Origin of the sequence: Ureibacillus thermophilus (assembly GCF_004331915.1) — a bacterium.
In the GTDB taxonomy this organism is placed as follows: Bacteria; Bacillota; Bacilli; order Bacillales_A; family Planococcaceae; genus Ureibacillus; species Ureibacillus thermophilus.
Genome location: NZ_CP036528.1, coordinates 712,325 through 734,230 on the forward strand (window position 1 = coordinate 712,325; position 21,906 = coordinate 734,230).

Below are 21,906 nucleotides of genomic sequence, written 5' to 3' on the forward strand. Positions count from 1 at the left end.
TAGTGCAAAAGGTTGCAAAAGGCGGTGTAGTAGATTTGAAACGATGGATTGCACTAATTGTGATTTTGCTCTGCTGTTTTTTAGTGGTTATGTATGAGACAAGCGCATCCGACAATCGATTTTTCCTTCCGGAGCCGCTTGGTGGGGTGAAAATCGTTGTGGATGCAGGCCATGGTGGGATTGATGGGGGAGCATCGGCAGAAAATGTAGTAGAAAAAGATATTACACTAGCGATTGCGAAAAAAGTGGAAAGAAAATTAAAACGATTGGGTGCGGAAGTAGTTATGACAAGAACAACGGATGGAGACGTACTTTCAGAACATGCGCCAAGTGAAGAATTTTCCACTTTAAGAGAAAGAAAAAAACAAGACATCTTTTTGAGGGAACAAATTGTAAAAGAAAGCAATCCTGATATTTTCATCACCATCCACGCAAATGCTATTCCAGGAGAAAAATGGAGAGGCGCACAAGTGTTTTACCACAAAGAAGGTCATCCAAACAGCGAGCTGCTTGCAAAATCCATTCAATCTTCTATAAGAGATAACTTACAAAATACAGATCGGGAAGCTTTGGCCATTAAACAAATTTATCTATTGAAAAAAGCAGAGGTTCCAGCAGTACTTGTGGAAACAGGATTTTTGAGCAATCCTGAAGAAAGATCTCTATTATCAGATGAAAAATACCAAGAAAAAATGGCAGATGCAATTGTAAGCGGTATTGAAAAGTATGCAAATTTGGAGATTGAATAAGCAAAGTAAATATAGCTATTAATAGCAATCGGTGTGTTATACTTATACTAGTATTGGAAGCAAATATAGGGGAGTGTTTATCGTGATTAATGAACAACAAGTTCGCGAAATTGTAGGACAACTTGAAGATCCGTTTTTACATAGACCATTAAAAGATACAAACGGTATTGTTAATGTATCAATAAAAGAAGAAAAAAATCATGTAAGCGTTAAAGTAGCAATTGCCAAAACGAATACACCAGAACAATTACAATTGCAGATGAAAATCGTTGAAAAATTAAAAGAAGCCGGTGTTTCCACAGTAGGCATTCGATTTGAAGAATTGCCAGCTGATGTAATTGAAAGTTTCCGTGGAAAAGCGACAGAATCGGAAACTCATGATATTTTATCACCTTTATCCACAGTAAAAGTCATTGCCATTGCATCAGGGAAAGGTGGAGTAGGAAAATCTACCGTATCTGTCAATTTAGCGGTGTCTTTAGCCCGTTTAGGTAAAAAGGTGGGCTTAATTGATGCAGATATTTACGGTTTCAGTGTTCCTGATATGATGGGAATTGAAGAAATGCCGACTGTCAAAAATGAGCGAATTTATCCTGTGGAACGCAAAGGAGTAAAAGTCATTTCCATGGGATTTTTCGTGGAAAATAACGCACCGATTATTTGGCGCGGTCCAATGCTTGGAAAAGTACTAGATCAATTCTTCCGCGATGTCGAGTGGGGAGATATTGACTATTTGCTACTTGATTTGCCGCCTGGAACTGGTGATGTTGCGTTAGATGTTCACCAAGCATTGCCAACTTCAAAAGAAATTATTGTCACAACTCCACATCCAACAGCGGCATTTGTAGCAGCGCGGGCAGGAGCAATGGCTGTTCAAACAAACCATGAAGTGCTTGGCGTCATTGAAAATATGTCTTGGTATGAATCCAAAACTGGCGAGCGGGAATATGTCTTTGGCAAAGGCGGCGGCAAAAAACTTGCGGAAGAATTGCGCACGGATTTATTAGGTCAAATTCCTCTAGGACAACCGGATTGGAATAATGAGGATTTTGCTCCATCTATTTACGAACCAGACCATCCAACAGGCAAAATTTATATGGATATTGCTCAAAAAGTAATTGATAAATTGGAACAATAAAGAAAAGAGCGAAGGGGCTGTCCAGAAAGTGTAAATCTTTCTGGACAGCCCCATTTCGAATAGTAAAATCATATGAAAAATCTTTGCTCCTGCGGTTGTAACATTAAACGCGCTCCTCGTCGTAATTTATCTGCGGCTAAGCGTGTGCGACAGATGCAAAGGGGGCATCTTGAAATGACTTTTCAGACGCGCCCCGTCGCTTTTTTGCTAATGGATAAAACCGCATTTTTTGCGCCATTAGCTACATATCTCCACCATCTGATTGTCCTTGTCCTCCGCTAGAATCTTTTTCCTTTTCGTTTTCCTTTGAACCTCCAGATTCTCCACTCTTCTTAATCAACTCTTGCCATTTTGTTTGGAGTAATGGACTCTCAATTGTTTCCATGACCACTTTTTCAATTTCTTTTCTCAGCTCAGCACTCTTTAAGATGGATTCCAATTCTTTTTTCATATCCGGTTGTCCAAAAAATGTAATTAACTCTTGTTGAAAGGATGCATCTTTCATTAACTGCTTCATAATTTCGGTTTGCTGATCTTTCATGCTTTTTGCCATGGATTCTTTAAATTTTGGATCTTCGAAGGTTTTTCTCCAAAATTCTTGAGCATGTTCTGACATCAGTGAATTATTGATGGCTGTTTCTACTTCATTGTGCTCCAGTACCACCAGCTCCCTAAAACTAGGGTCTTCCAATAATTGTCGAATTGCTTTTTTCCCTTCTTCCGTTTGAATGGCATCAACAACAATCTTCTTCACTTCTTCATAAGAAGGTTGGGCAGTCGTAGCATCGGAACAACTAGCGAGCAACAACAATAGGAATGTTATGGTTAGCAATCGATTAAACAGGGGATTTTTCACCTTTTCTCAGTCCTTTCTATATAAAGGCTCTATTTTTCATTATTGTTCACAATTCCTTTTATAAATATGTACAGGTTTAGAACTTAGATAGCTTTTTTAAAAAACCATTGATAAAATAATGAATGAATTGAAAAAAATAAGGGGAGCATTATCGTGACAATACGAAATTGGTTTAAATTTTTCTTGATGTGTATGCTGATCGGCGGTGTCGTCACAGGAGTGGCAGGCATCATTATTCGTTGGAATTTTTTCAGTGAATACTTATCAAATGGAGAAATAGGAGAGTTTATCGCCGCCTTTCTTTGGATGATAATGTTGGGTTTCACAATGAGCGTCATTTCCCAAGCAGGATTCTTTGCTTACTTAACAATCCACCAAATCGGGGTGGGCGTTTTTAGAACGTTAACTTTATGGAACTGGGTACAAGTCCTATTGATGATTGTTGTGGTAGGAGATTTAATTATTTTCCGTTTTGCTCCAGCTGCTGAAAATGCAAAAGATTGGCTGTTTTATATAGGTTTACTCATATTATTAATTTTTGGGGCTATTGCCACGGCAATTAAGAAGGTACAGTTAACAGGGAAAAAGCATATTTTAATATCAGCCATGTTCTTTATGATTGTAATTACTAGCTTAGAGTGGATTATTCCTCTGATGGGACGCCAAGGCAATATTGATACATATGTCGCTTTGCTGTTGTTCCCGCTAGTAGCCGTAAACGCTTATCAACTGTTAGCTTTACCAAAATACAATAAAAAATCCGATGAAGACCGCAAAAAGTTAGAAGAACGCAAAATAGCCAGAAAACAGGAAAAAACCGCAATGAAAAATGCAGCAAAATAAATCAAAAAGCAATAGAGTTTGATTTAATAAATGCTCTCAAAAAAAAACGAAAAGCTGTCCAGAAGAATGATCTTTCTGGGCAGCTTTTTCTTATTTTACATATGCCGACAACGTATTATGTATTTACGGCATTTTTGTAGATTTAATATTATAGCCAAAAATGTTTTCCTCTAAAGAGATAAATTTATGGGATTGCATAAAAGCAGTAATATTTTTAAAATTCGGTTTGGATTCTTCATGAAGTTGTATGCTGATAATAGCACCTTTCACTTGATTCAATGACTGGCCATCCTGATAAATATGCGATGGTGATAATAAATTAATTTCTTCATTAAACATAGCTCGCTTCAACCCTTCAGAGTATTCATAATCTCTCGTCATAAACCACAGCGGCTTTTGATGAAAATATTTTTCATAAATTCCTACTTCCTTTTTTAAGGTTTCTATGTTATATTCTTCTTTGCCCATTCCACCTAGTAAACCAGTGGGAATGTTTTTCTTTTGAATTAATTCCACTAGTTGAGGTGAACGTTCAATCCAACTTGCATCAAGCATGAAGATAGGATAAGGGGCGTTCAGGGATTCCAACCATTCGGGAAGTCCCTCATGGGTAAAAGAAACTTCGATAATTAATGATTGTCCATAATTTCCTTTTGATATGATAAGTGGTTTGTCGGTCATTCGGAAGACGGAAACAATTGAACTTTTTTGTGGATAAATCAACAAGAAAATTACCATAATAGATAGTACAATGATTATTTTTCGAAACATCAGTCAAACTCCTTTTTAGGCTTTTTGAGAATAAAAAAGATTCCTAAAAAAACTTATGAAAAAGTGTTGACTTTAATGATTGAAAGATGATATTATATAAAAGTCGTCGAAAGACAAAGAAAAATGTCGAATGAACCTTGAAAACTGAACACCAAAACGTTAATGTTTAAATAATCTAATTCGTTAACCCTCGTTGACGGATTAGAGACGGACAAATTTTGAGCTTAATCAAATTTTCTTTTTTGGAGAGTTTGATCCTGGCTCAGGACGAACGCTGGCGGCGTGCCTAATACATGCAAGTCGAGCGGAGCCCTCAATCCGAAAAAACTTGGGATTGAAGGGCTATTCATCGTGCGTACCAGAGGGTGCGCATTTTTTTATTTATCTCACATATTTCGGGCTTACCCTCTAAAATGGAAACAGCCCATGAAATTTTGGAATGAAATTTCATGGGCTGTTTTTCATTTTTTCAATAAAAAATAAGGACCTCTTCTGTTAAAATAAGTTACATATGCGAGTCTGGTGATGATGGCGAAGAGGTCACACCCGTTCCCATACCGAACACGGAAGTTAAGCTCTTCAGCGCCGATGGTAGTTGGGGGCTTCCCCCTGCGAGAGTAGGACGTTGCCAGGCTCAAAAAGTTATTACTGGCAGAAAGTCGGTAGTGGCTTTTTTTAGACTCTATAATATTTGGTGTTGGTGGATACAACCAGCACCATTTTTTTACACAAAAAATGAGACATGTGACGCAACTCTGGTAAAATGTAATCGACCAAAACCACATTTACAAGGAGTGATGTCACAGTCTTACCATCATTCTATACGAAACCTACTCAATATAAAAGACAAAAATATCACATTTGATGAAAATTTTTGTTCTACCGAAACGATTAAAAAAGCTATTATCAACCAAATGTTCACTACCTTCCAAAGCATTTGTGTTTTGATGAGTTTAAATCAGTGAAATCCGCAGCTGGAGCGATGTCCTTTATTTTCTGCGACTCTGAAACGGGGGAGATTGTGGATATCGTGGAGGACAGGAATTACATGTCCTCAAAGAGTATTTCTTACGGTATTCCAAGAAGGCGAGAGATGCGGTAAAAACGATTGTCATCGATATGTACAGCCCTTATATTTCCAAGAAGTTTTCCCTAAAGCGGAAATCATACTCGACAAATTCCATATCCTCCAACTATTTAGCAGAGCTTTAAACAAAACGCGCATCAACGTCATAAATCGGGATAAAAAGAATTACAATAAATTGAAAAAAATACTGGAAGCTCCTTCTGAAAGATCAAACAAAACTTGATTATAAGAACTATACATATCATCGTTGCTTTAAAAAGCATATGTGTGAGGTGGAGATTCTCCACTATCTCATTGATTTAGATTCTGAATTAAAAGCGTCCTATGAGTTATATCAATACGTGCAACATTGCATCAAAATCAAAGACTTTGAGCTCCTAAAGAAAACATTAGAGAATAAACAAAATATCGTTTCCCGCTATATGAAACCCGCCATCAAGACAATCAACAAATACATCAATTACGTTGAGAATACGTTGAAATACGATTATAACAACGGCATTTTAGAGGGGATTCATAACAAAATCAAAGTGATTAAACGCATTTCTTTCGGTTATCTCTGCTTCCACCATTTTAAAAATCGGATTCTGATTACCCAAAATTTAATCACAATGAAAAAAGCTTAGAGGATTCGAAGTTGCTTTAAGCTGTGCGGTTACGTATACCAGGAAAGTCACAAAATTTTTTCACCAACACTATTTGACAAAGAACCTTTTTTTATGCCCCTAACTGATCAAGGAAGCGAGGAAAAAAACTTTCTAATTTTACTACTTGAAAAAAATGAAAATATGGTTATAATATAATTTGTACTCAATCAATATAACTTTATTAAGATCGTTCCGAAGTAGCTCAGTGGTAGAGCAATCGGCTGTTAACCGATTGGTCGTAGGTTCGAATCCTACCTTCGGAGCCATTTTTTTTGCCTTTTTTTATCTCCTATCTTTATACCATCCTCTATAAATGCAATTCTCATAATCCTACCTTATAAACTATCAACCTTTTTTATTCTTCCGTCATTAAACCAAGAATGTTAATAGGGATAGTGATTGTTTTATAATAAAATAATTTTCCCCATAGATATCATCTTTATCAAAAGTTATTTCAGTAAAAACATCATACTAAAATAATTTAGTATTTACCCCCATAATCCTTTTGAATTTGAGAGATATGTATAATAAAAAAACTTAAAAAAATTATAGAATTTTAATCATAAATAATAAAAACAAATAGTATATTATACAAAACATTACTGTCTATTAACTTCGAGTGAGATAAAGAAAGAAGGGGGAAGTTGTTTGGGGCCGATTTTAGAAATAGAAAACGTTTCATTGCATTTTGGAGGAGTGAAAGCTTTAGATCAAGTTTCATTTCACATTAATGAGGGAGAAATATTCTCGCTTATTGGTCCAAACGGGGCGGGAAAAACAAGTATGTTGAATTGTATCAGCGGACTGTATCGGCCGACAAGCGGCTCCATCCGCTATAAAGGAAAAGATATTACGAACATGAAGCCTTATGAACGAACGACATTAGGTATTGCGCGGGCATTCCAAAATATTGCTTTATTTGCGCATATGTCAGTGTTGGACAATATTAAATTGGGAAGACATACATTAATGAAATCCGGCGTGTTTAGCGGCGGAATTTATGTTGGAAAGGCATCAAAGGAAGAAATTGAACATCGCGAAAAAGTGGAAGAAGTGATTGAATTTTTGGAGCTGCAAGATATTCGCCACAAACCGGTGGGAACCCTTCCTTATGGGCTTCAAAAACGGGTTGAAGTAGGACGGGCATTAGCATTGAACCCGGAGCTTATATTATTGGATGAACCGATGGCAGGAATGAACGGCGCGGAAAAGGAAAGAATGTCGCAATTTATATTGGATATGCATGAAGTAATGAATACGACAGTAGTTCTGATTGAACATGATTTAGGGGTAGTTATGAGTCTATCTCATCACATTGCGGTGCTAGACTTCGGTAAACTGATAGGGTTTGGCACGCCAACTGAAGTTCGAGAAAATCCGGATGTGATTAAGGCTTATATCGGAGAGGAAACCGTCTTGGAAGGGGGAAAAGCATGATTAAAGAGGCGACGCTGCCATCTCTATTAATTGAACGCGCCAATCAAGATTTCTCTGGGGTGGCCTTTAGGCAAAAACAATTAGGGATATGGAAAGAAATCACTTGGAATGAATATTTAGAGAATGTGAAAAAACTATCTATTGTTTTACAAAAACATTATAACTTTAAAGCGGGGGAAATCCTTGCAATCATCGGAGAAAATAAGCCTGAGTGGATATATGCCCAACTTGCTGTCCATACCATAGGCGGCATAGCTGTTGGAATCTACCAGGAATCTTTGCCGGAGCAAATTCAATACTATTTGAATGATACAAAGCCGAGAATCGTCATTGTTGAAGATCAGGAGCAAGTCGATAAATTATTGTCGATAGAAAAGGAAATTCCTTTTGTTGAACATATCGTTTACTATGACGTTCGGGGCTTGAGGCATTATCAGCATTCAAAGTTAGCATCCATGAAGGAATTATTAAAAATGGGAGAGGAACTCTTAAAAGAGCATCCTTCTTTCTTTGAAGAAGCGATTCGCTTTTTAAGCGACCAACAAGAAGCGCTTATTGCATATAGTGCAGCCACAAGCGGAGATCCAAAAGCAGCTGTATATACCCATTATCAATTAATTGAAGCTGCCAAAAACTTAATTCAATTGGATGAAATGAAAAAAACGGATGACTATTTTTCCTTTCTCCCACTTTCATGGATTCATGAACAAATAATGAGTATCGTCATTCCAATGTTGACTGGACACACCGTAAATTTCCCGGAACGGCCAGATACGGTGATTGGCGATTTAAGGGAAATTGGGCCCCAAACGATAATAGCTTCTCCAAGAGTGTATCAATCAATTATGTCAAACGTGCAGGTGCGTATAGAGGGAGCAAGCTGGTTCAAAAGAAAAGTCTATTATTTTTTCAAAAAATATGGGGACAAACGGGCAAAGGCAAAATTGGAAAAAACCCGCTTATCTGCCATGGATCGATTCATGTACTTCCTAGGAGATGCCATAGTCTTTAGTGCAATTCGCGATCATTTAGGATTTGCAAGAACGAAAAGAGCCTATGTGGTCGGCGCAGCACTACATCCTGAAGCTCTCTATTTTTATCATAGCATAGGGGTGAATATAAAACAGACTTATGGCGGAACAGAAGTTGCAGGAATGGCCATTGTTCAACGGGATGATGACATTAAAGCAGGCAGTTCTGGTTTAGCACTTCCGAATACAGAAGTAAAAATTGAGGAAGATGGTCTTGTTTATTTAAAAAATAATGCCATCTTTTCTAGATACTTAAAAGAAGAACATCAGAAATTGATTGTGGATGGATGGATTTCTCTCGGGGATAAAGGTTTCCTTGATAAAGATGGTCATTTATTTATCTTAGACCGACAAGAAGATGTTATCTACATGCCAAAAGGAGAAATATATCCTCACAAGATTGAAAATATATTAAAAACTAGTCCATATATTCAAGAAGCGGTTGTGTTTGGAAAAAACCGTCCATTTTTAACGGCATTTATCAATATTGACATGATGACGGTTGGAAGATGGGCAGACAAACAGCGGGTGATATATACAGAATATTCTGATTTATCAGTTAATAATCAAGTGATTGAATTAATCCAGCAGGAAATAATCAGAGTAATGGACGAATTGCCGCCGCAAGAAAGGGTGAAAAAATTCATCTTATTACACAAACCATTATCAGCGGATGCTGGAGAACTTACAAGAACATTAAAAATTAGAAGAAACTATGTGGAAAACACTTATAAAGAATTGATTGATGCGATGTATTCCCGTCATGAAACTATTCAAGTGCGATTATCAGAAAAAGATTCTATGAAGGAAATCCAGCTGCGCATCATTCAATTGGAGCAGAATTTGGAGGTGCCTGAGGATGTTCTTCTTGCAAATGCTTATTAATGGAATAGTTGTTGGCAGCATCTACGGTCTAGTTGCATTAGGATTTGTTTTAATTTACCGGGCAAGTGGAGCGTTAAACTTAGCAAATGGCGAATTTGTATTATTTGGTCCATATATTTGTTTAGTACTGATGACAGCATTGAATGTGCCGTTTCTTGTTGCGTTTATTGGTACGTTAATCATAAGCGCAATCTTGGGATTAGTTGTGGAGCGACTAGTCATTCGGCAATTACAAAATGCACCAACCATCTCGGTTATTATGGCGACTCTTGGATTATCCAGTTTACTCGCAGGTGCTGTTCACATTATTTGGGGTCATACAACAAGAACATTCCCTCCTGTATTTCCTCAGACACCGTTAAATTTAGGAGGCATCATTGTAACGCCCGTCTACTTATGGTCTTTCATTATTGTCATGATTCTATTAATCATCTTTTCATTATTCTTCAAGTTTTCCAAAATCGGACTTGCAATGCGGGCAGTGGCTGATGACCGGCAAGCCGCTTTATCGATGGGGATGAGCGTGAAATTTGTATTGGCGGTAACTTGGATCATCGCCGCAATGGTAGCTGGAATTGGAGGAATATTGCTAGGAAATATTAATGGCGTTAATCCAACCATGTCAGCTATCGGTTTAACCGTTTTGCCTGTCGTAATTCTTGGAGGACTTGATAGTGTCATCGGTGCGATTGTTGGAGGATTTCTCATTGGCATCATTCAAAACTTAGCAGGAGGATATTTAGATCCTCTCGTAGGGGGAGGCTTAAAAGACGTAGTACCATTTATTGTCGTTCTTTTAATTTTAATGTTAAAACCGCATGGATTATTTGGCAGCCGCGGTATTGAGAGGGTGTAATGGATGAGGAATTTGTTTGTAAGAGAATGTGGAAATTACAAAACTTCCTATAAAGAAGATATGAAACTTTTTGGTACAAAGAGCGAATTCATAAAATGGCTCATTCTAATAGTGATCTTGCTGACACTGCCATTTTACGCATCCAACTATTGGGTGGGGATGCTGACTTTGTGCGCCATTTCTGCAATTGGTGCAATCGGATTGAACATTTTAACCGGATTTACCGGCCAGATTTCAATAGGAGTGGGAGCTTTTTTAGGAGTTGGAGGATATACAACAGCCATTCTTACAACCACTTATGGTTTAAGTTTCTGGATATCTCTTCCACTTGCAGGGATTGTTACAGCTGTCGTCGGCGGTTTGTTTGGAATTCCTTCCCTTCGTCTGAAAGGCCTGTATTTAGCTATCGCAACCCTTGCAGCTCAAGTGATTATTACATTTATCATCAGCCGATGGGATAGCGTCACAGGCGGGACAGCAGGCATGGTTTTAAGCCGCCCGACCATTGGAAATTTTACGTTTATGTCTAATTCTTCTTACTATTATTTATCCATCATTATTTTAATTTTAACGGTCCTTTATTCCGTCAACTTATTGAGAACGAGAGTAGGCCGAGCCTTTTTAGCGGTGCGGGATCGGGATATTGCAGCGCAAATTATGGGGATTAATCTGTTTTATTATAAAGTCTTGGCTTTTATCATCAGCTCTTTCTTTGTAGGAATTGCTGGTGCATTGCTAGCACATTACACAATGATTGTAAGCCCTGAGCTTTACAATATCCAAGTTTCCATTCAATATCTCGCCATGGTGCTCATTGGCGGACTAGGAAGTATTCTTGGATCAATTTTAGGAGCAATCTTTATTACGTTATTGCCGGTTGGGCTCACATCTGTTGTTGATTTATTAACTGCTTACATGCCAAATCTTTATCAATTATTCTCAGCTTTTAAGGAATTTGTATTTGGTTTGGCAATTATTCTATTTTTAATTTTTGAGCCAGGGGGATTAGATCATATATGGCAAAACATTAAACATTATTTCAAAGTTTGGCCATTTTCTTACTAAAGTTTATAACCAAATTTAAATATATAAAAAACAAGGGGGATTTCACGTTGAAACACAAAAGTTTATTGGGGATTTTATTAGGGGTGTTCTTACTCCTTCTAGCGGCTTGCGGAGGTGAAGATTCTGCAAGTACAAGCACTTCATCCGACAGCTCATCAAGTTCTAGCGATAGCAGCGGCAAACGCACAGTAGTTGTTGGTGGATTGTATGATATCACCGGAGGCACTGGAGATGTAGGGACTCCATATGCGGAAGGGGAAAAAGCGTATTTTGAGTATTTGGAAATGAAAGGTGGAGTAGAAGGGCTTAACTTAAAATTAGTCGGCAAAGACTATGCTTACCAAATTCCAGAAGCCCAAAAACTTTATCAAGAATTGCGTGACAAAGAAAAGGCTGTCGCGATTTTAGGTTGGGGTACTGGCGACACTGAGGCATTAAGACAACAAGTTGCTGCTGACCAATTGCCGTTCATTTCAGCATCCTACTCTGAAAACTTAAAAAATCTTGATGAGAGTCCATACAACTTTTTAACAGCTGCATCCTATTCCGACCAAGGACGCGCTATTCTGAAATGGATTGTAGAGAATCATGAAGGAGATAACCCTCCTACATTGGCGCTGCTTTACAATGATACAGCTTTCGGCCGTTCTCCAATTGAAGACATCAAAGCCTATGCAAAAGAAGTTGGAGTGGAAGTGGTGGATGAACAAGTAATTGATGTTCAAGCAACAGAAGCGCAATCTCAATTGTTAAATATGGAAAAGAAAAATCCTGATTATGCGATTATCCAACAAACTTGGGGTGCAACTGCGACAATTTTACGAGATGCTAAAACATTAGGCATCGACACGCAATTTATCGGATTAAACTGGGCAGCCGGTGAAGGAATTATTGATATTGTCGGTGCCGATGTGGCAGAAGGGTATATTGGCATTCTTTCACATGCTTTCCCATACGAAGATATGCCAGGCATGGCAGAGATGAAAGAATATTTAGATGCAAAAGGCAAAACAATCGATGACATCAACCAAAAATTCGTGCAAGGATGGGTAGCAGCAAAAATTATGGTAGAAGCCATTAAAATTGCTGCAGAAAAATATCCAGAAGGAGATTTAACCGGCCCACAAATTCGCGAAGGGCTTGAGGCAATTCAAAATCTAGATTTAGGCGGACTTGCTGCTAACGTATCATTTGCTCCAGACAACCATGCAGGTACTGAAAAGACTCGTTTAGGAATTGTGAAAAACGGAAAATGGGAACCAATCACAGATTACTTCAGCTATAGAGACTAATAAAGATGTTGAAAAAGGGACAAACAATCATGTCCCTTTTCTCTTTAATGGTGATGAAAGGGGAGAAAAAATGCTCCAAGTAAGCAATTTAGAAGCGGTATATCAAAAAATGATTCTAGCGTTGCGGGGAATATCGCTGCACGTGAAAGAAGGCCAAATTGTTGCCCTGCTTGGCAGCAATGGAGCAGGGAAATCGACAACATTAAAAGCCATTTCCGGCCTTTTAGGAGCGGAAGATGGACATATTACTGACGGGACCATTGAATTTCAAGGGGAATTAATTCACAATACTTCACCTGACCAATTGGTGAAAAAGGGCATCTTTTTATGTATGGAAGGTCGTCGAATCTTTAAAGATTTAACGGTGGAAGAAAATTTGTATGCAGGCGCCTATACAAGAAAAGATCGTTCCAGCATTAAAAAAGATATAGATAAAATTTACGAATACTTTCCAAAACTAAAAATGCTCGAACATCGAAAAGCAGGCTATTTATCAGGTGGAGAGCAGCAAATGTTGGCCATTGGAAGAGGATTAATGGCAAAGCCAAAATTACTACTCCTGGATGAACCATCACTAGGTATTGCTCCATTGCTTGTGAAAGAAATTTTTGAAAACATCAAGAAAATTAACGAGGAAGAAGGATTGACCATTCTAGTAGTTGAGCAAAATGCGAACATCGCCCTTTCCATTGCTGATTATGGTTATATTATTGAAAATGGAAGAGTTGTAATGAAGGGAGAGGCTTCAGCTTTATTAGAAGATAAAACGATCAGCGAACATTATTTAGGTTCAGGGAAAGATCTGAAAGAAGGAAGAAGCTATCGACAACGCCAACGAGTTGTATGGTAATGATAGCAGCTTTTTGAGAGAACTCTCCCGCCTTATTGATAGTAAAGGGAAGGTCAATCTAAAAGGTGGGAGATGAATCATGGATAGAGTAGTGTTTGCATCAACTTATATGGGCAGCGTATCATTCTTCAAAAGTATGTTTATTTAGTTACACTAGTGTCGCAAAAAAATATCAATAGACATAATAAATCTGAATTTTCTGCAACTATATTTTTTCGATCGGGGATACTTAGATTATGAGCGATTTGACCGTATGACGGATGAAAAATAAAATCTGAAAGTTCCAAACTTATTTATGCGACGTTAGTGTTTTTTAGAAAAAAATTATTTTTTTCTATTGCATAGTTAAAAAAAACATGATAATATTGTTCTTGTCTTGCGGAAAGGCAAATGGCCCCTTGGTCAAGTGGTTAAGACACCGCCCTTTCACGGCGGTAACACGGGTTCGAATCCCGTAGGGGTCATTATTTATTTTAGGAGGATTAGCTCAGCTGGGAGAGCATCTGCCTTACAAGCAGAGGGTCGGCGGTTCGATCCCGTCATCCTCCACCATATGAATTTTTGGAGGGGTAGCGAAGTGGCTAAACGCGACGGACTGTAAATCCGTTCCCTTTGGGTTCGGCGGTTCGAATCCGCCCCCCTCCACCAGTTATTGGGGTATAGCCAAGTGGTAAGGCAACGGATTTTGATTCCGTCATGCCCAGGTTCGAATCCTGGTACCCCAGCCATTGTTAAATGAAAAACTCGGATATGTAACCCTTCAATAAAGTGTTAAATGAATAGTTATAACAAATGAGATCCTTTACTCAGTACGAGTAAAGGATTTTTTTCGATTTTAAAACGATTGGAGTAACGAAAAACGGAGATTACTTTGCACAAACTATTCTCCAGAATCCCTTTTAGATTATATCAATTAAATATTATGCAGCTCTTAAAAATTTTTTTAGCATTTTGTTTATATCGTTTAGCTATATGAAGTGAATATTTATACAGAATTGTGTCGAGTTGAGTCACTATATATACCTAACATAAAATTAAAGTATAACTAGGGGGTGTTATTTTGAATCGAAAAAAAATTTCAATTATTGGGGTACCATCAGATTATGGTCAGCAGCGTCGAGGTGTAGATATGGGGCCTAGTGCAATGAGATATGCCGGGGCAATTGAGAGGTTGGAAAAATTAGGTTATGATGTGGTGGATGAAGGAAATGTATCTGTCCGTAAATTAGAGAAAAGTAAACGAAATGACCATAAATTATTAAATTTAGAGGAAGTATTAGACGTTAGTGAACAATTGGCAAAGAAAGTTGATGAAGTGATTGAACAAGGAAGATTTCCAGTCATTCTTGGAGGAGATCACAGCATTTCCATCGGTTCCATAGCAGGTATAAGAAAACATTATCAAAATTTAGGTGTGATTTGGTTTGATGCACATACAGACATTAATACACCTGAGACAACGCCATCCGGTAATATCCATGGAATGCCTTTAGCGATTAATCTTGGACTCGGGGATGAACGATTAATCAATATTGCGAAAGGTGCGCCTTTCTTAAAATTTGAGAACGTTGTTATTATTGGTGCCCGTTCGATTGATGAAGGGGAAAGAGAGTTAATTAAAAATAAAAAAATTAAAATATTTACAATGCATGAAATAGACCGAATGGGCATGTCTAAAGTAATTGAAGAAACGGTGGCTTATTTAAAGGCTCGCCAAGTGGATGGTGTGCATATTTCTATTGATTTAGATGCACTAGACCCAATCTATACGCCGGGAGTTGGAACGCCAGTACCTGGAGGTATTACGTATCGGGAAAGCCATTTAGCGATGGAAATGTTGGAAGAGGCAAAAATCATTACATCATGCGAATTTGTGGAAGTGAATCCCATTCTTGATGAGCGCAATAAAACTGCTGATACGGCAGTTGCGCTAATGGGTTCGTTGCTCGGAGAAAAATTAGTGTAAAAATCACTATTTATTTCTATATATTAACTATTCTATACTTTATTAGAAATAAAAATTTTTTTAAGAAAAATGAAACTTTTTATGGTATTCGTTCGTACACTATTTAACCTACAAAAGGTGGAGAGTTAATGCATGGATGCGTTAGTGAAAAAGAGAATAAAGCAAGTGCTGAAAGGGGATCAAAATGCGTTTGCAGATATTGTGAGCCTTTACCAGCACAAGTTGTACCAAATTTGCTACCGAATGCTTGGAAATAAACAAGAGGCTGAAGATATCGCCCAAGAGGCTTTTGTTCGAGCCTACATCAATCTGCATACGTTCGATTCTAAGAAAAAGTTTTCGACATGGCTTTATCGAATCGCAACGAACCTTTGTATCGACCGGATTCGTAAAAAGAAGCCGGATTATTATTTAGATGCAGAGGTAGAAGGAACTGATGGATTGAATATGTATTCTCATATTGCTAATGATGAACAGTTACCGGAAGATGCAACTCTTCAAATGGAATTTCAAGAACGCATCCAATATGAAATTAGCAGATTGCCTGAAAAATATCGTACGGTAATTGTATTAAAATATATCGAAGAATGTTCGCTTCAAGAAATCAGCGAAATCCTTGATTTACCACTAGGAACAGTGAAAACTAGAATTCATAGAGGTCGTGAAGCATTAAGAAAGCAGTTAAACGAACTGTAAGGGGGGAATTGCATGAATACGTGTCCACCACAAATTATTGAATTTATGCACGAGTACTTGGATGGAGACATTAGCCGTGAACACGAACAAGAACTTAAGCAGCATTTGAAGACCTGTACGGCATGTCAGGAACATATGCATCAATTAAGTGATGCAGTAGCATTTATAAAAAGTGCGGCACAAGTTACGGCACCTCCACATTTTGAAAAATCAGTGATGAAGCGTCTTCCACGGCCAAAAAGTCGAGTGGGTATACAAAAATGGTTGCGAAGACATCCGTTCTTAGTAGCGGCGGCTATGTTTATTCTATTTATGAGTGCAACGCTGTTTGGAAGCTTTCATGATGATAAATTTTCCGTAACGAAGCAACCGAATTTAATTGTTGAAGGTCAAACTGTGATTGTTCCAAAAGGTGAAGTGGTGAAAGGAGATGTCGTTGTTAAAAATGGAGATATTGTCGTTGAAGGAGAAGTTGACGGCAATGTGATTGTTATAAATGGAGAGTATATGGCATCATCAGCAGTGGTGACTGGACAAATAGAAGAAATTGACCAAATATTTGAGTGGGTATGGTATGAGGTTAAACGAATGTCAAAGGATTTATTTGTCCCATTAAATAAGGAAAATGATTAACATGATGGAAGGGGGCGTCTGAAAAGTTGAGACGTCCCCTTTGCGGCTTTAGCTAGTGCTTCGCCGCAGATAAATTGAAATGAGGAGGCGCTTTTTGTGACCACCGCAGGGAAAGTTTTTAAGAGAATATTCCTATAAGAAGTAAGGCTGTTTCCGAAAGTGTTCGACTTTCTGGACAGCCTCTTCTTTTTTATTTCAGTACAAATCCGTTTTTTCTGCTTTGTGAAAATATAAGAAACATTTATGAAAAAGTTTCGTTATTCTAAAAGGCTGAAAGGATTTGATTATGATATACTTGTTTTGTTAATAGTATGTGAAGGGTGAACTTTTATTAAATTTAGAAATGAACAATATTTGTATACCAAAAGCATAACCTTTAATGTCTATAACTTTTTGTGATTGATTTGGTAAGATAAGTGGGGGATGCCACATGGATATAATTGAGCAATTTACAGATTTGACACCTGTAAATATCATTTTTAGCTTATTAGACGTAATACTCGTATGGTATGTGATATATAAAATATTAACCCTTATCAGGGGGACAAAAGCGGTTCAGTTATTAAAGGGACTATTTGTTATTATTATTGCCCGCATTGCCACTGAAGTGTTCGGTTTGGATACTTTAGGCTGGATGCTGCAAGAAGTTATTGATTGGGGATTTCTGGCTATCATTATTATCTTTACTCCGGAAATCCGTAGAGCCCTTGAGCAAATTGGACGAGGCAGACTTTTTCAACGTTCAGTCAATCAACTAGAAGATGAACAAGCACGATTAACTGAATCCATGAAAAAAGCGGTCAGCTACATGGCTAAAAGACGGATTGGCGCATTAATTTCCATTGAAAAAGAAACAGGTTTAAATGAATATATAGAAACCGGCATCCGACTTGATGCAAACATTTCTTCTGAATTAATTATCAATACATTTATTCCAAACACCCCACTTCATGATGGAGCGATGATTATACAAAAAAACCGTATTGCCGCAGCTGCTTGTTACTTGCCTCTATCTGAAAGCACTTTGATTTCTAAAGAGCTGGGGACAAGGCATAGAGCTGCGCTAGGATTAAGTGAAGTGACAGATGCCATCGTAGTGGTTGTGTCAGAAGAAACCGGCTCGATCAGCATTGCAGTCAATGGAAATTTACATAGAAATCTCTCTTTAGAGAATTTCGAATCGCTGCTGAAAACATTATGGTTTGGCCCCGAAGGTGAATTAGAAGCGTCCTCTAAGTGGACTTGGAGGGGGAAAAAACATGGATAAATTTTTTGATAATATATGGGCGTTAAGAGCAATAGCTTTCATTTTAGCAATCCTCCTTTTCTTTTATGTCAAAGCAGAATTAACGGACAAAACTGAGACAACCACATCCAATAATCATGTTGATATTATTACAGATGTCCCTCTTGAAGCCTATTACGATTCAGAAAATTTCATTGTGACGGGGCTGCCAGAAACGGTGGATGTAACCATTGAAGGCCCAATGCAACTTGTATTGCAAACCAAATTTAAAAAAGACTTTAAAGTATTTGTAGACTTAAATTCATTGTTAATCGGGGAACATCGGGTGACAATCCAGCATGAAAACTTTTCAGATAAATTAAAAGTGACAATTAATCCACAAGTAGTGGATGTTGTCATTGAAGAAAAAGTGACGAAGGAATTTAAAGTAGATCCAGAAATCAATAATCAGTTATTTGCTGATGGCTATGTGTTAAAATCAATGAAGGCTGAACCGAGCAAAGTGGCTGTGACCGGTGCTAAAAGTGTTATTGAAAATATCAGCTATGTAAAAGCTACGGTTTCAGCTGAAAAAGGAATCAATGAATCCTTTACCCAAGAGGCAAATGTGAAAGTTCTGGATAATAATCTGAATAAACTAGACGTGATGATTAACCCAGACAAAGTCAATGTAACTGTGGAAGTGAGTGAATATAGTAAAACAGTACCAATTGTATTAAAGCAAACAGGATCACCACCAGCAGGAGTTACCGTCAATCAATTAGAAACCGATACAAAATCGGTTGAAGTGTTTGGTCCAAAATCAGTCGTTGATTCCATTAAATCGTTAGAATTAGAATTTGACGTATCACAGGTGGAACGTTCAGGAAATTATGATGTGAACTTAAAAGTACCTAAAGGAGCTACTAAATTAGGTACAGAAAAAATTACAGTACGTGTAAATGTAACAAAAACGAATCAATCTGAATCAGGTGTTGACGAAACAACGAATGCAGAGCAAAATAGCCATGAGTAATATTAGCATGGGAATAAAAATGAGTCCTTTCAAAAGTCATCATAAATCTATTCAAAAACATATTTTTACTTGGTTTTGATTCCATCAAAAATAAAAAGTATGGAATGTCAAGTGTTGAAGGAGAGAATAGTTATGGGAAAATATTTTGGAACAGACGGCGTACGTGGAGTTGCAAATACAGAACTTTCGCCGGAACTTGCATTTAAGATTGGACGCGCGGGGGGATATGTTTTAACAAAAAACGCAAAAGAAAGACCAAAAGTCATTGTTGGTAGAGATACGAGAATTTCCGGCCATATGTTGGAAGGAGCATTAGTAGCTGGATTGCTTTCGATTGGTGTAGAGGTAATGAGATTGGGTGTAATTAGCACACCTGGAGTTGCTTATTTAACGCGTGTCATGAATGCAAATGCGGGGGTTATGATATCTGCATCCCACAATCCGGTTCAAGATAACGGAATTAAAATTTTCGGGCCAGATGGTTTTAAATTAACTGATGAACAAGAAGAAGAAATTGAAAAATTGCTTGAATCAGAACAAGATACACTTCCTAGGCCTATTGGTGCTGAATTAGGTTCAGTAAGCGATTATTTTGAAGGCGGCCAAAAATATATTTCGTATTTAAAACAAACAGTGGATGTTGATTTTGAGGGCATTCATGTGGCCCTTGACTGCGCAAACGGAGCAACATCTTCTTTGGCAACCCATTTATTTGCTGATCTAGAGGCGGATATTTCCACAATGGGTGCTTCACCTGACGGATTAAATATTAATGATGGGGTAGGTTCAACCCATCCAGAAAAGCTAGCGCAATTTGTTTTAGAACGGGAAGCGGATGTAGGATTGGCTTTTGACGGCGATGGAGACCGCTTAATTGCTGTCGATGAAAAAGGAAATATTATTGATGGCGACCAAATCATGTTTATCATCGGCAAATATTTAAACAGCAGAGGGCTTTTAAAGAAAAATACCGTTGTTTCAACTGTTATGAGCAACATGGGATTCTATAAAGCGCTAGAAGAAAACGGAATGACGAGCGTACAAACGCCGGTTGGAGACCGGTATGTCGTTGAGGAAATGAGAAAAAATGATTACAACTTAGGCGGCGAACAATCCGGCCACATCGTTTTCCTTGACTACAATACAACGGGTGACGGTATGCTGACAGCGATTCAATTAGTGAGCATTATGAAATTGACTGGAAAACCGTTATCCGAACTAGCATCAGAAATGAAAGTGTATCCTCAGCGCTTAGTCAATGTTCGGGTAGCAGATAAACATAAAGTAAAAGAAAATCCAAAAGTACAAGAGGCCATTAAAGAAGTGGAAAACGTACTTGGCACGAATGGCCGTGTGTTAGTTCGCCCTTCTGGTACGGAACCATTAGTCCGAGTAATGGTAGAGGCGCCGACAGAAGAAGAATGTGAAAGCTACGCAAACCGCATCGCAGAAGTGGTTAAAAAAGAATTAGGTTTAGCTGAATAAGGAGTGAGACTGTGCAGATATTCATGTAGGTGGATATTCTGCACAGTTTTTTTCTGAAGGAAAATATTCACAAACGGCAAGCTCCTCCATTTCCCTGAACGAATTCCACAGGAGTTGATTATTTGAATCCGGAATAGGCAATAGTAAAAATGTGAAATCTCAAAGGGAGTGGTGATTATATGGCAAAAGTTGCAACGCTAATTACCGATTTGTTTGAAGATGTCGAATTTACAAGTCCTAAAGAAGCTTTAGAAAATGCTGGTCATACCATTGTGACCATTGATAAAGAAGGCAACAAAACAGTAAAAGGAAAAAGGGGAGCCAAAGTAGATATTGATTATGGCATTGAAGAAGTAAATCCGGATGATTTTGATGCTTTGTTCATCCCCGGCGGATTTTCACCGGACCTTTTGCGAGATGATGACCGCATCGTAGATTTTGTAAAAGCATTTATGAAAGCCAATAAATTTGTATTTGCCATTTGCCACGGGCCGCAGCTTTTAATTTCCGCAAGAGAATTGGAAGGACGTGACGTGACAGGCTATAAATCCATTCGAGTGGATTTAGAAAATGCCGGTGCCAAATTCCATGATGAACCGGTTGTAGTTTGCAGAAATCAATTAGTCACAAGCAGAACACCAGATGATTTGCCTGAATTTAATAGGGAAATCGTCAATTTATTAAAAGAGAAAGAGTTTCAGGAATAATAATGTTCTAATACTTTTTTGAGGCTGGGACATAAACAAAAAATGAAAGGGGCAGTTGAAAGAGTTTTGATAAACAATTGAACTAACGAAAAATTGATTGAAGTGACGGGGCAAGTTTCTGTCGCGCACGCTTAGTCGCAAAGCGGAGCAAGCTCAAGGAAGTAAATTCAAAGCTTTCCTGCGACGAGCCCTCTCGAGACCACGAGGAGCAAAGGAATGACTCAGAGGAGAGTCTAGCCGGGCCCGCGGAAAGCGTCCCCGGAACGGAAATCAATTTTAATAATTTTTAGATTTGTCCCAACCTCAGTTGATCCATAGAAAATTTAGTAATGATTTTTGTAAATCGTTGACGGATAGCAGCATATTCTGTATTATGAAGGGTGTTTGATTTTTTTTTAAACACACTTCTAATATTTTACAAAAATTGCACAGCGCGACAAAGGAGGGTAGTGACGCGCTATATAAAACCAGTGGAAAATAATTATAGCGCCCGGACTAAGGAAATCGGACGTTCAATCCTTAGTTGACGAGGAGGAGGTTTATCGAGTTTTCGGCGGGTACCTCCCGACCGCATTGCCCGGTCGTAATTTCGTTCTTAAAACATAAAAGCGATTTTATGGACAAAGGAACGAAAAGGCAATACGAAAAAAT

At 38.0% G+C, this 21,906-nt stretch carries 19 protein-coding genes, 5 tRNA genes, 1 rRNA gene and 1 pseudogene; 24 read left to right on the forward strand and 2 right to left on the reverse strand.

Translation table 11 applies throughout. The features are described 5' to 3' along the window. The first annotated feature begins 35 nt into the window (after positions 1 to 35). Positions 36 to 749 carry an N-acetylmuramoyl-L-alanine amidase CwlD gene (cwlD, locus tag DKZ56_RS03480; protein ID WP_208651323.1) on the forward strand — a complete coding sequence of 238 codons (714 nt, stop codon included), beginning with the start codon at positions 36 to 38 and terminating at the stop codon, positions 747 to 749. 82 nt (positions 750 to 831) lie between these two features. Continuing rightward, positions 832 to 1,887: an Mrp/NBP35 family ATP-binding protein gene (locus DKZ56_RS03485; RefSeq protein ID WP_208651324.1), complete on the forward strand. Its 1,056-nt coding sequence runs from the start codon at positions 832 to 834 to the stop codon at positions 1,885 to 1,887. 241 nt (positions 1,888 to 2,128) lie between these two features. Here DKZ56_RS03485 and gerD read toward each other — a convergent pair whose 3' ends face one another. Next, on the reverse strand, positions 2,129 to 2,743 hold the full coding sequence (gerD, locus tag DKZ56_RS03490) for a spore germination lipoprotein GerD (RefSeq protein WP_208651325.1): 615 nt from the start codon (positions 2,741 to 2,743) through the stop codon (positions 2,129 to 2,131). A gap of 153 nt (positions 2,744 to 2,896) precedes the next feature. Here gerD and DKZ56_RS03495 point away from each other — a divergent pair, with 153 nt between their 5' ends. Next, positions 2,897 to 3,586 (forward strand): KinB-signaling pathway activation protein, encoded by a 690-nt coding sequence (locus DKZ56_RS03495; protein WP_208651326.1) that lies wholly within the window; start codon positions 2,897 to 2,899, stop codon positions 3,584 to 3,586. A 123-nt stretch (positions 3,587 to 3,709) separates the two neighbouring features. Here DKZ56_RS03495 and DKZ56_RS03500 read toward each other — a convergent pair whose 3' ends face one another. Then, a complete protein-coding gene (locus tag DKZ56_RS03500) occupies positions 3,710 to 4,357 on the reverse strand; it encodes a hypothetical protein (protein ID WP_208651327.1) in 648 nt (215 codons plus the stop codon). Positions 4,358 to 4,875: 518 nt separating this feature from the next. On the opposite strand from DKZ56_RS03500, the gene rrf reads away from it, so the two are divergent. The 21 genes and pseudogenes from rrf (at position 4,876) to DKZ56_RS03600 (ending at position 21,255) form a co-directional block, all read left to right on the forward strand. After that, positions 4,876 to 4,991: ribosomal RNA gene (gene rrf, locus DKZ56_RS03505) — 5S ribosomal RNA — on the forward strand. A gap of 385 nt (positions 4,992 to 5,376) precedes the next feature. Continuing rightward, a complete protein-coding gene (locus DKZ56_RS15930; protein WP_222837136.1) occupies positions 5,377 to 5,667 on the forward strand; it encodes a transposase in 291 nt (96 codons plus the stop codon). Then, positions 5,636 to 6,070, forward strand: a pseudogene (locus DKZ56_RS15700) (ISL3 family transposase); the annotation flags it as partial. The gene DKZ56_RS15930 and the pseudogene DKZ56_RS15700, both read left to right, overlap by 32 nt. A 212-nt stretch (positions 6,071 to 6,282) precedes the next feature. After that, positions 6,283 to 6,357: transfer RNA gene (locus tag DKZ56_RS03515), tRNA-Asn, on the forward strand. Between the two features lie 382 nt (positions 6,358 to 6,739). After that, on the forward strand, positions 6,740 to 7,528 hold the full coding sequence (locus DKZ56_RS03520) for an ABC transporter ATP-binding protein (protein WP_208651328.1): 789 nt from the start codon (positions 6,740 to 6,742) through the stop codon (positions 7,526 to 7,528). Next, positions 7,525 to 9,444, forward strand: a complete 1,920-nt coding sequence (locus DKZ56_RS03525; RefSeq protein ID WP_208651329.1) for an AMP-binding protein — start codon at positions 7,525 to 7,527, stop codon at positions 9,442 to 9,444. Before DKZ56_RS03520 ends, DKZ56_RS03525 begins: the two co-directional genes overlap by 4 nt. Further along, on the forward strand, positions 9,419 to 10,300 hold the full coding sequence (locus tag DKZ56_RS03530; RefSeq protein WP_208651330.1) for a branched-chain amino acid ABC transporter permease: 882 nt from the start codon (positions 9,419 to 9,421) through the stop codon (positions 10,298 to 10,300). Before DKZ56_RS03525 ends, DKZ56_RS03530 begins: the two co-directional genes overlap by 26 nt. Before the next feature lie 3 nt (positions 10,301 to 10,303). Further along, positions 10,304 to 11,365, forward strand: coding sequence for a branched-chain amino acid ABC transporter permease (locus DKZ56_RS03535; protein ID WP_208651331.1), 1,062 nt, complete (start codon positions 10,304 to 10,306; stop codon positions 11,363 to 11,365). A 47-nt stretch (positions 11,366 to 11,412) separates the two neighbouring features. Then, positions 11,413 to 12,657, forward strand: coding sequence for an ABC transporter substrate-binding protein (locus tag DKZ56_RS03540; RefSeq protein WP_208651332.1), 1,245 nt, complete (start codon positions 11,413 to 11,415; stop codon positions 12,655 to 12,657). A 70-nt stretch (positions 12,658 to 12,727) separates the two neighbouring features. Then, positions 12,728 to 13,507, forward strand: a complete 780-nt coding sequence (locus DKZ56_RS03545; RefSeq protein ID WP_208651333.1) for an ABC transporter ATP-binding protein — start codon at positions 12,728 to 12,730, stop codon at positions 13,505 to 13,507. A 392-nt stretch (positions 13,508 to 13,899) separates the two neighbouring features. Then, positions 13,900 to 13,971 (forward strand) — tRNA-Glu (locus DKZ56_RS03550). Between the two features lie 12 nt (positions 13,972 to 13,983). Next, a tRNA-Val gene (locus DKZ56_RS03555) sits at positions 13,984 to 14,059 on the forward strand. A gap of 11 nt (positions 14,060 to 14,070) precedes the next feature. Beyond that, positions 14,071 to 14,155: transfer RNA gene (locus DKZ56_RS03560), tRNA-Tyr, on the forward strand. Positions 14,156 to 14,160: 5 nt separating this feature from the next. Then, positions 14,161 to 14,235, forward strand: a tRNA-Gln gene (locus DKZ56_RS03565). A 332-nt stretch (positions 14,236 to 14,567) separates the two neighbouring features. Next, on the forward strand, positions 14,568 to 15,473 hold the full coding sequence (gene rocF / locus DKZ56_RS03570) for an arginase (RefSeq protein WP_208651334.1): 906 nt from the start codon (positions 14,568 to 14,570) through the stop codon (positions 15,471 to 15,473). A 132-nt stretch (positions 15,474 to 15,605) separates the two neighbouring features. Continuing rightward, positions 15,606 to 16,169 (forward strand): RNA polymerase sigma factor SigW, encoded by a 564-nt coding sequence (sigW, locus tag DKZ56_RS03575; RefSeq protein ID WP_208651335.1) that lies wholly within the window; start codon positions 15,606 to 15,608, stop codon positions 16,167 to 16,169. A 12-nt stretch (positions 16,170 to 16,181) separates the two neighbouring features. Continuing rightward, on the forward strand, positions 16,182 to 16,802 hold the full coding sequence (locus tag DKZ56_RS03580) for an anti-sigma factor family protein (protein ID WP_208651336.1): 621 nt from the start codon (positions 16,182 to 16,184) through the stop codon (positions 16,800 to 16,802). A 430-nt stretch (positions 16,803 to 17,232) separates the two neighbouring features. Then, positions 17,233 to 18,069, forward strand: a complete 837-nt coding sequence (gene cdaA / locus DKZ56_RS03585; protein ID WP_208651337.1) for a diadenylate cyclase CdaA — start codon at positions 17,233 to 17,235, stop codon at positions 18,067 to 18,069. Continuing rightward, positions 18,062 to 19,063 carry a CdaR family protein gene (locus tag DKZ56_RS03590; RefSeq protein ID WP_208651338.1) on the forward strand — a complete coding sequence of 334 codons (1,002 nt, stop codon included), beginning with the start codon at positions 18,062 to 18,064 and terminating at the stop codon, positions 19,061 to 19,063. The genes cdaA and DKZ56_RS03590 overlap by 8 nt, the downstream gene beginning before the upstream one ends. A 132-nt stretch (positions 19,064 to 19,195) precedes the next feature. Then, complete coding sequence (gene glmM, locus DKZ56_RS03595; protein WP_208651339.1) at positions 19,196 to 20,548, forward strand: phosphoglucosamine mutase; 1,353 nt, start codon at positions 19,196 to 19,198, stop codon at positions 20,546 to 20,548. Between the two features lie 179 nt (positions 20,549 to 20,727). Continuing rightward, the gene (locus DKZ56_RS03600; RefSeq protein ID WP_208651340.1) at positions 20,728 to 21,255 is read left to right on the forward strand and encodes a type 1 glutamine amidotransferase domain-containing protein; all 528 of its coding nucleotides are present in this window, start codon (positions 20,728 to 20,730) and stop codon (positions 21,253 to 21,255) included. Positions 21,256 to 21,906 lie beyond the last annotated feature (651 nt).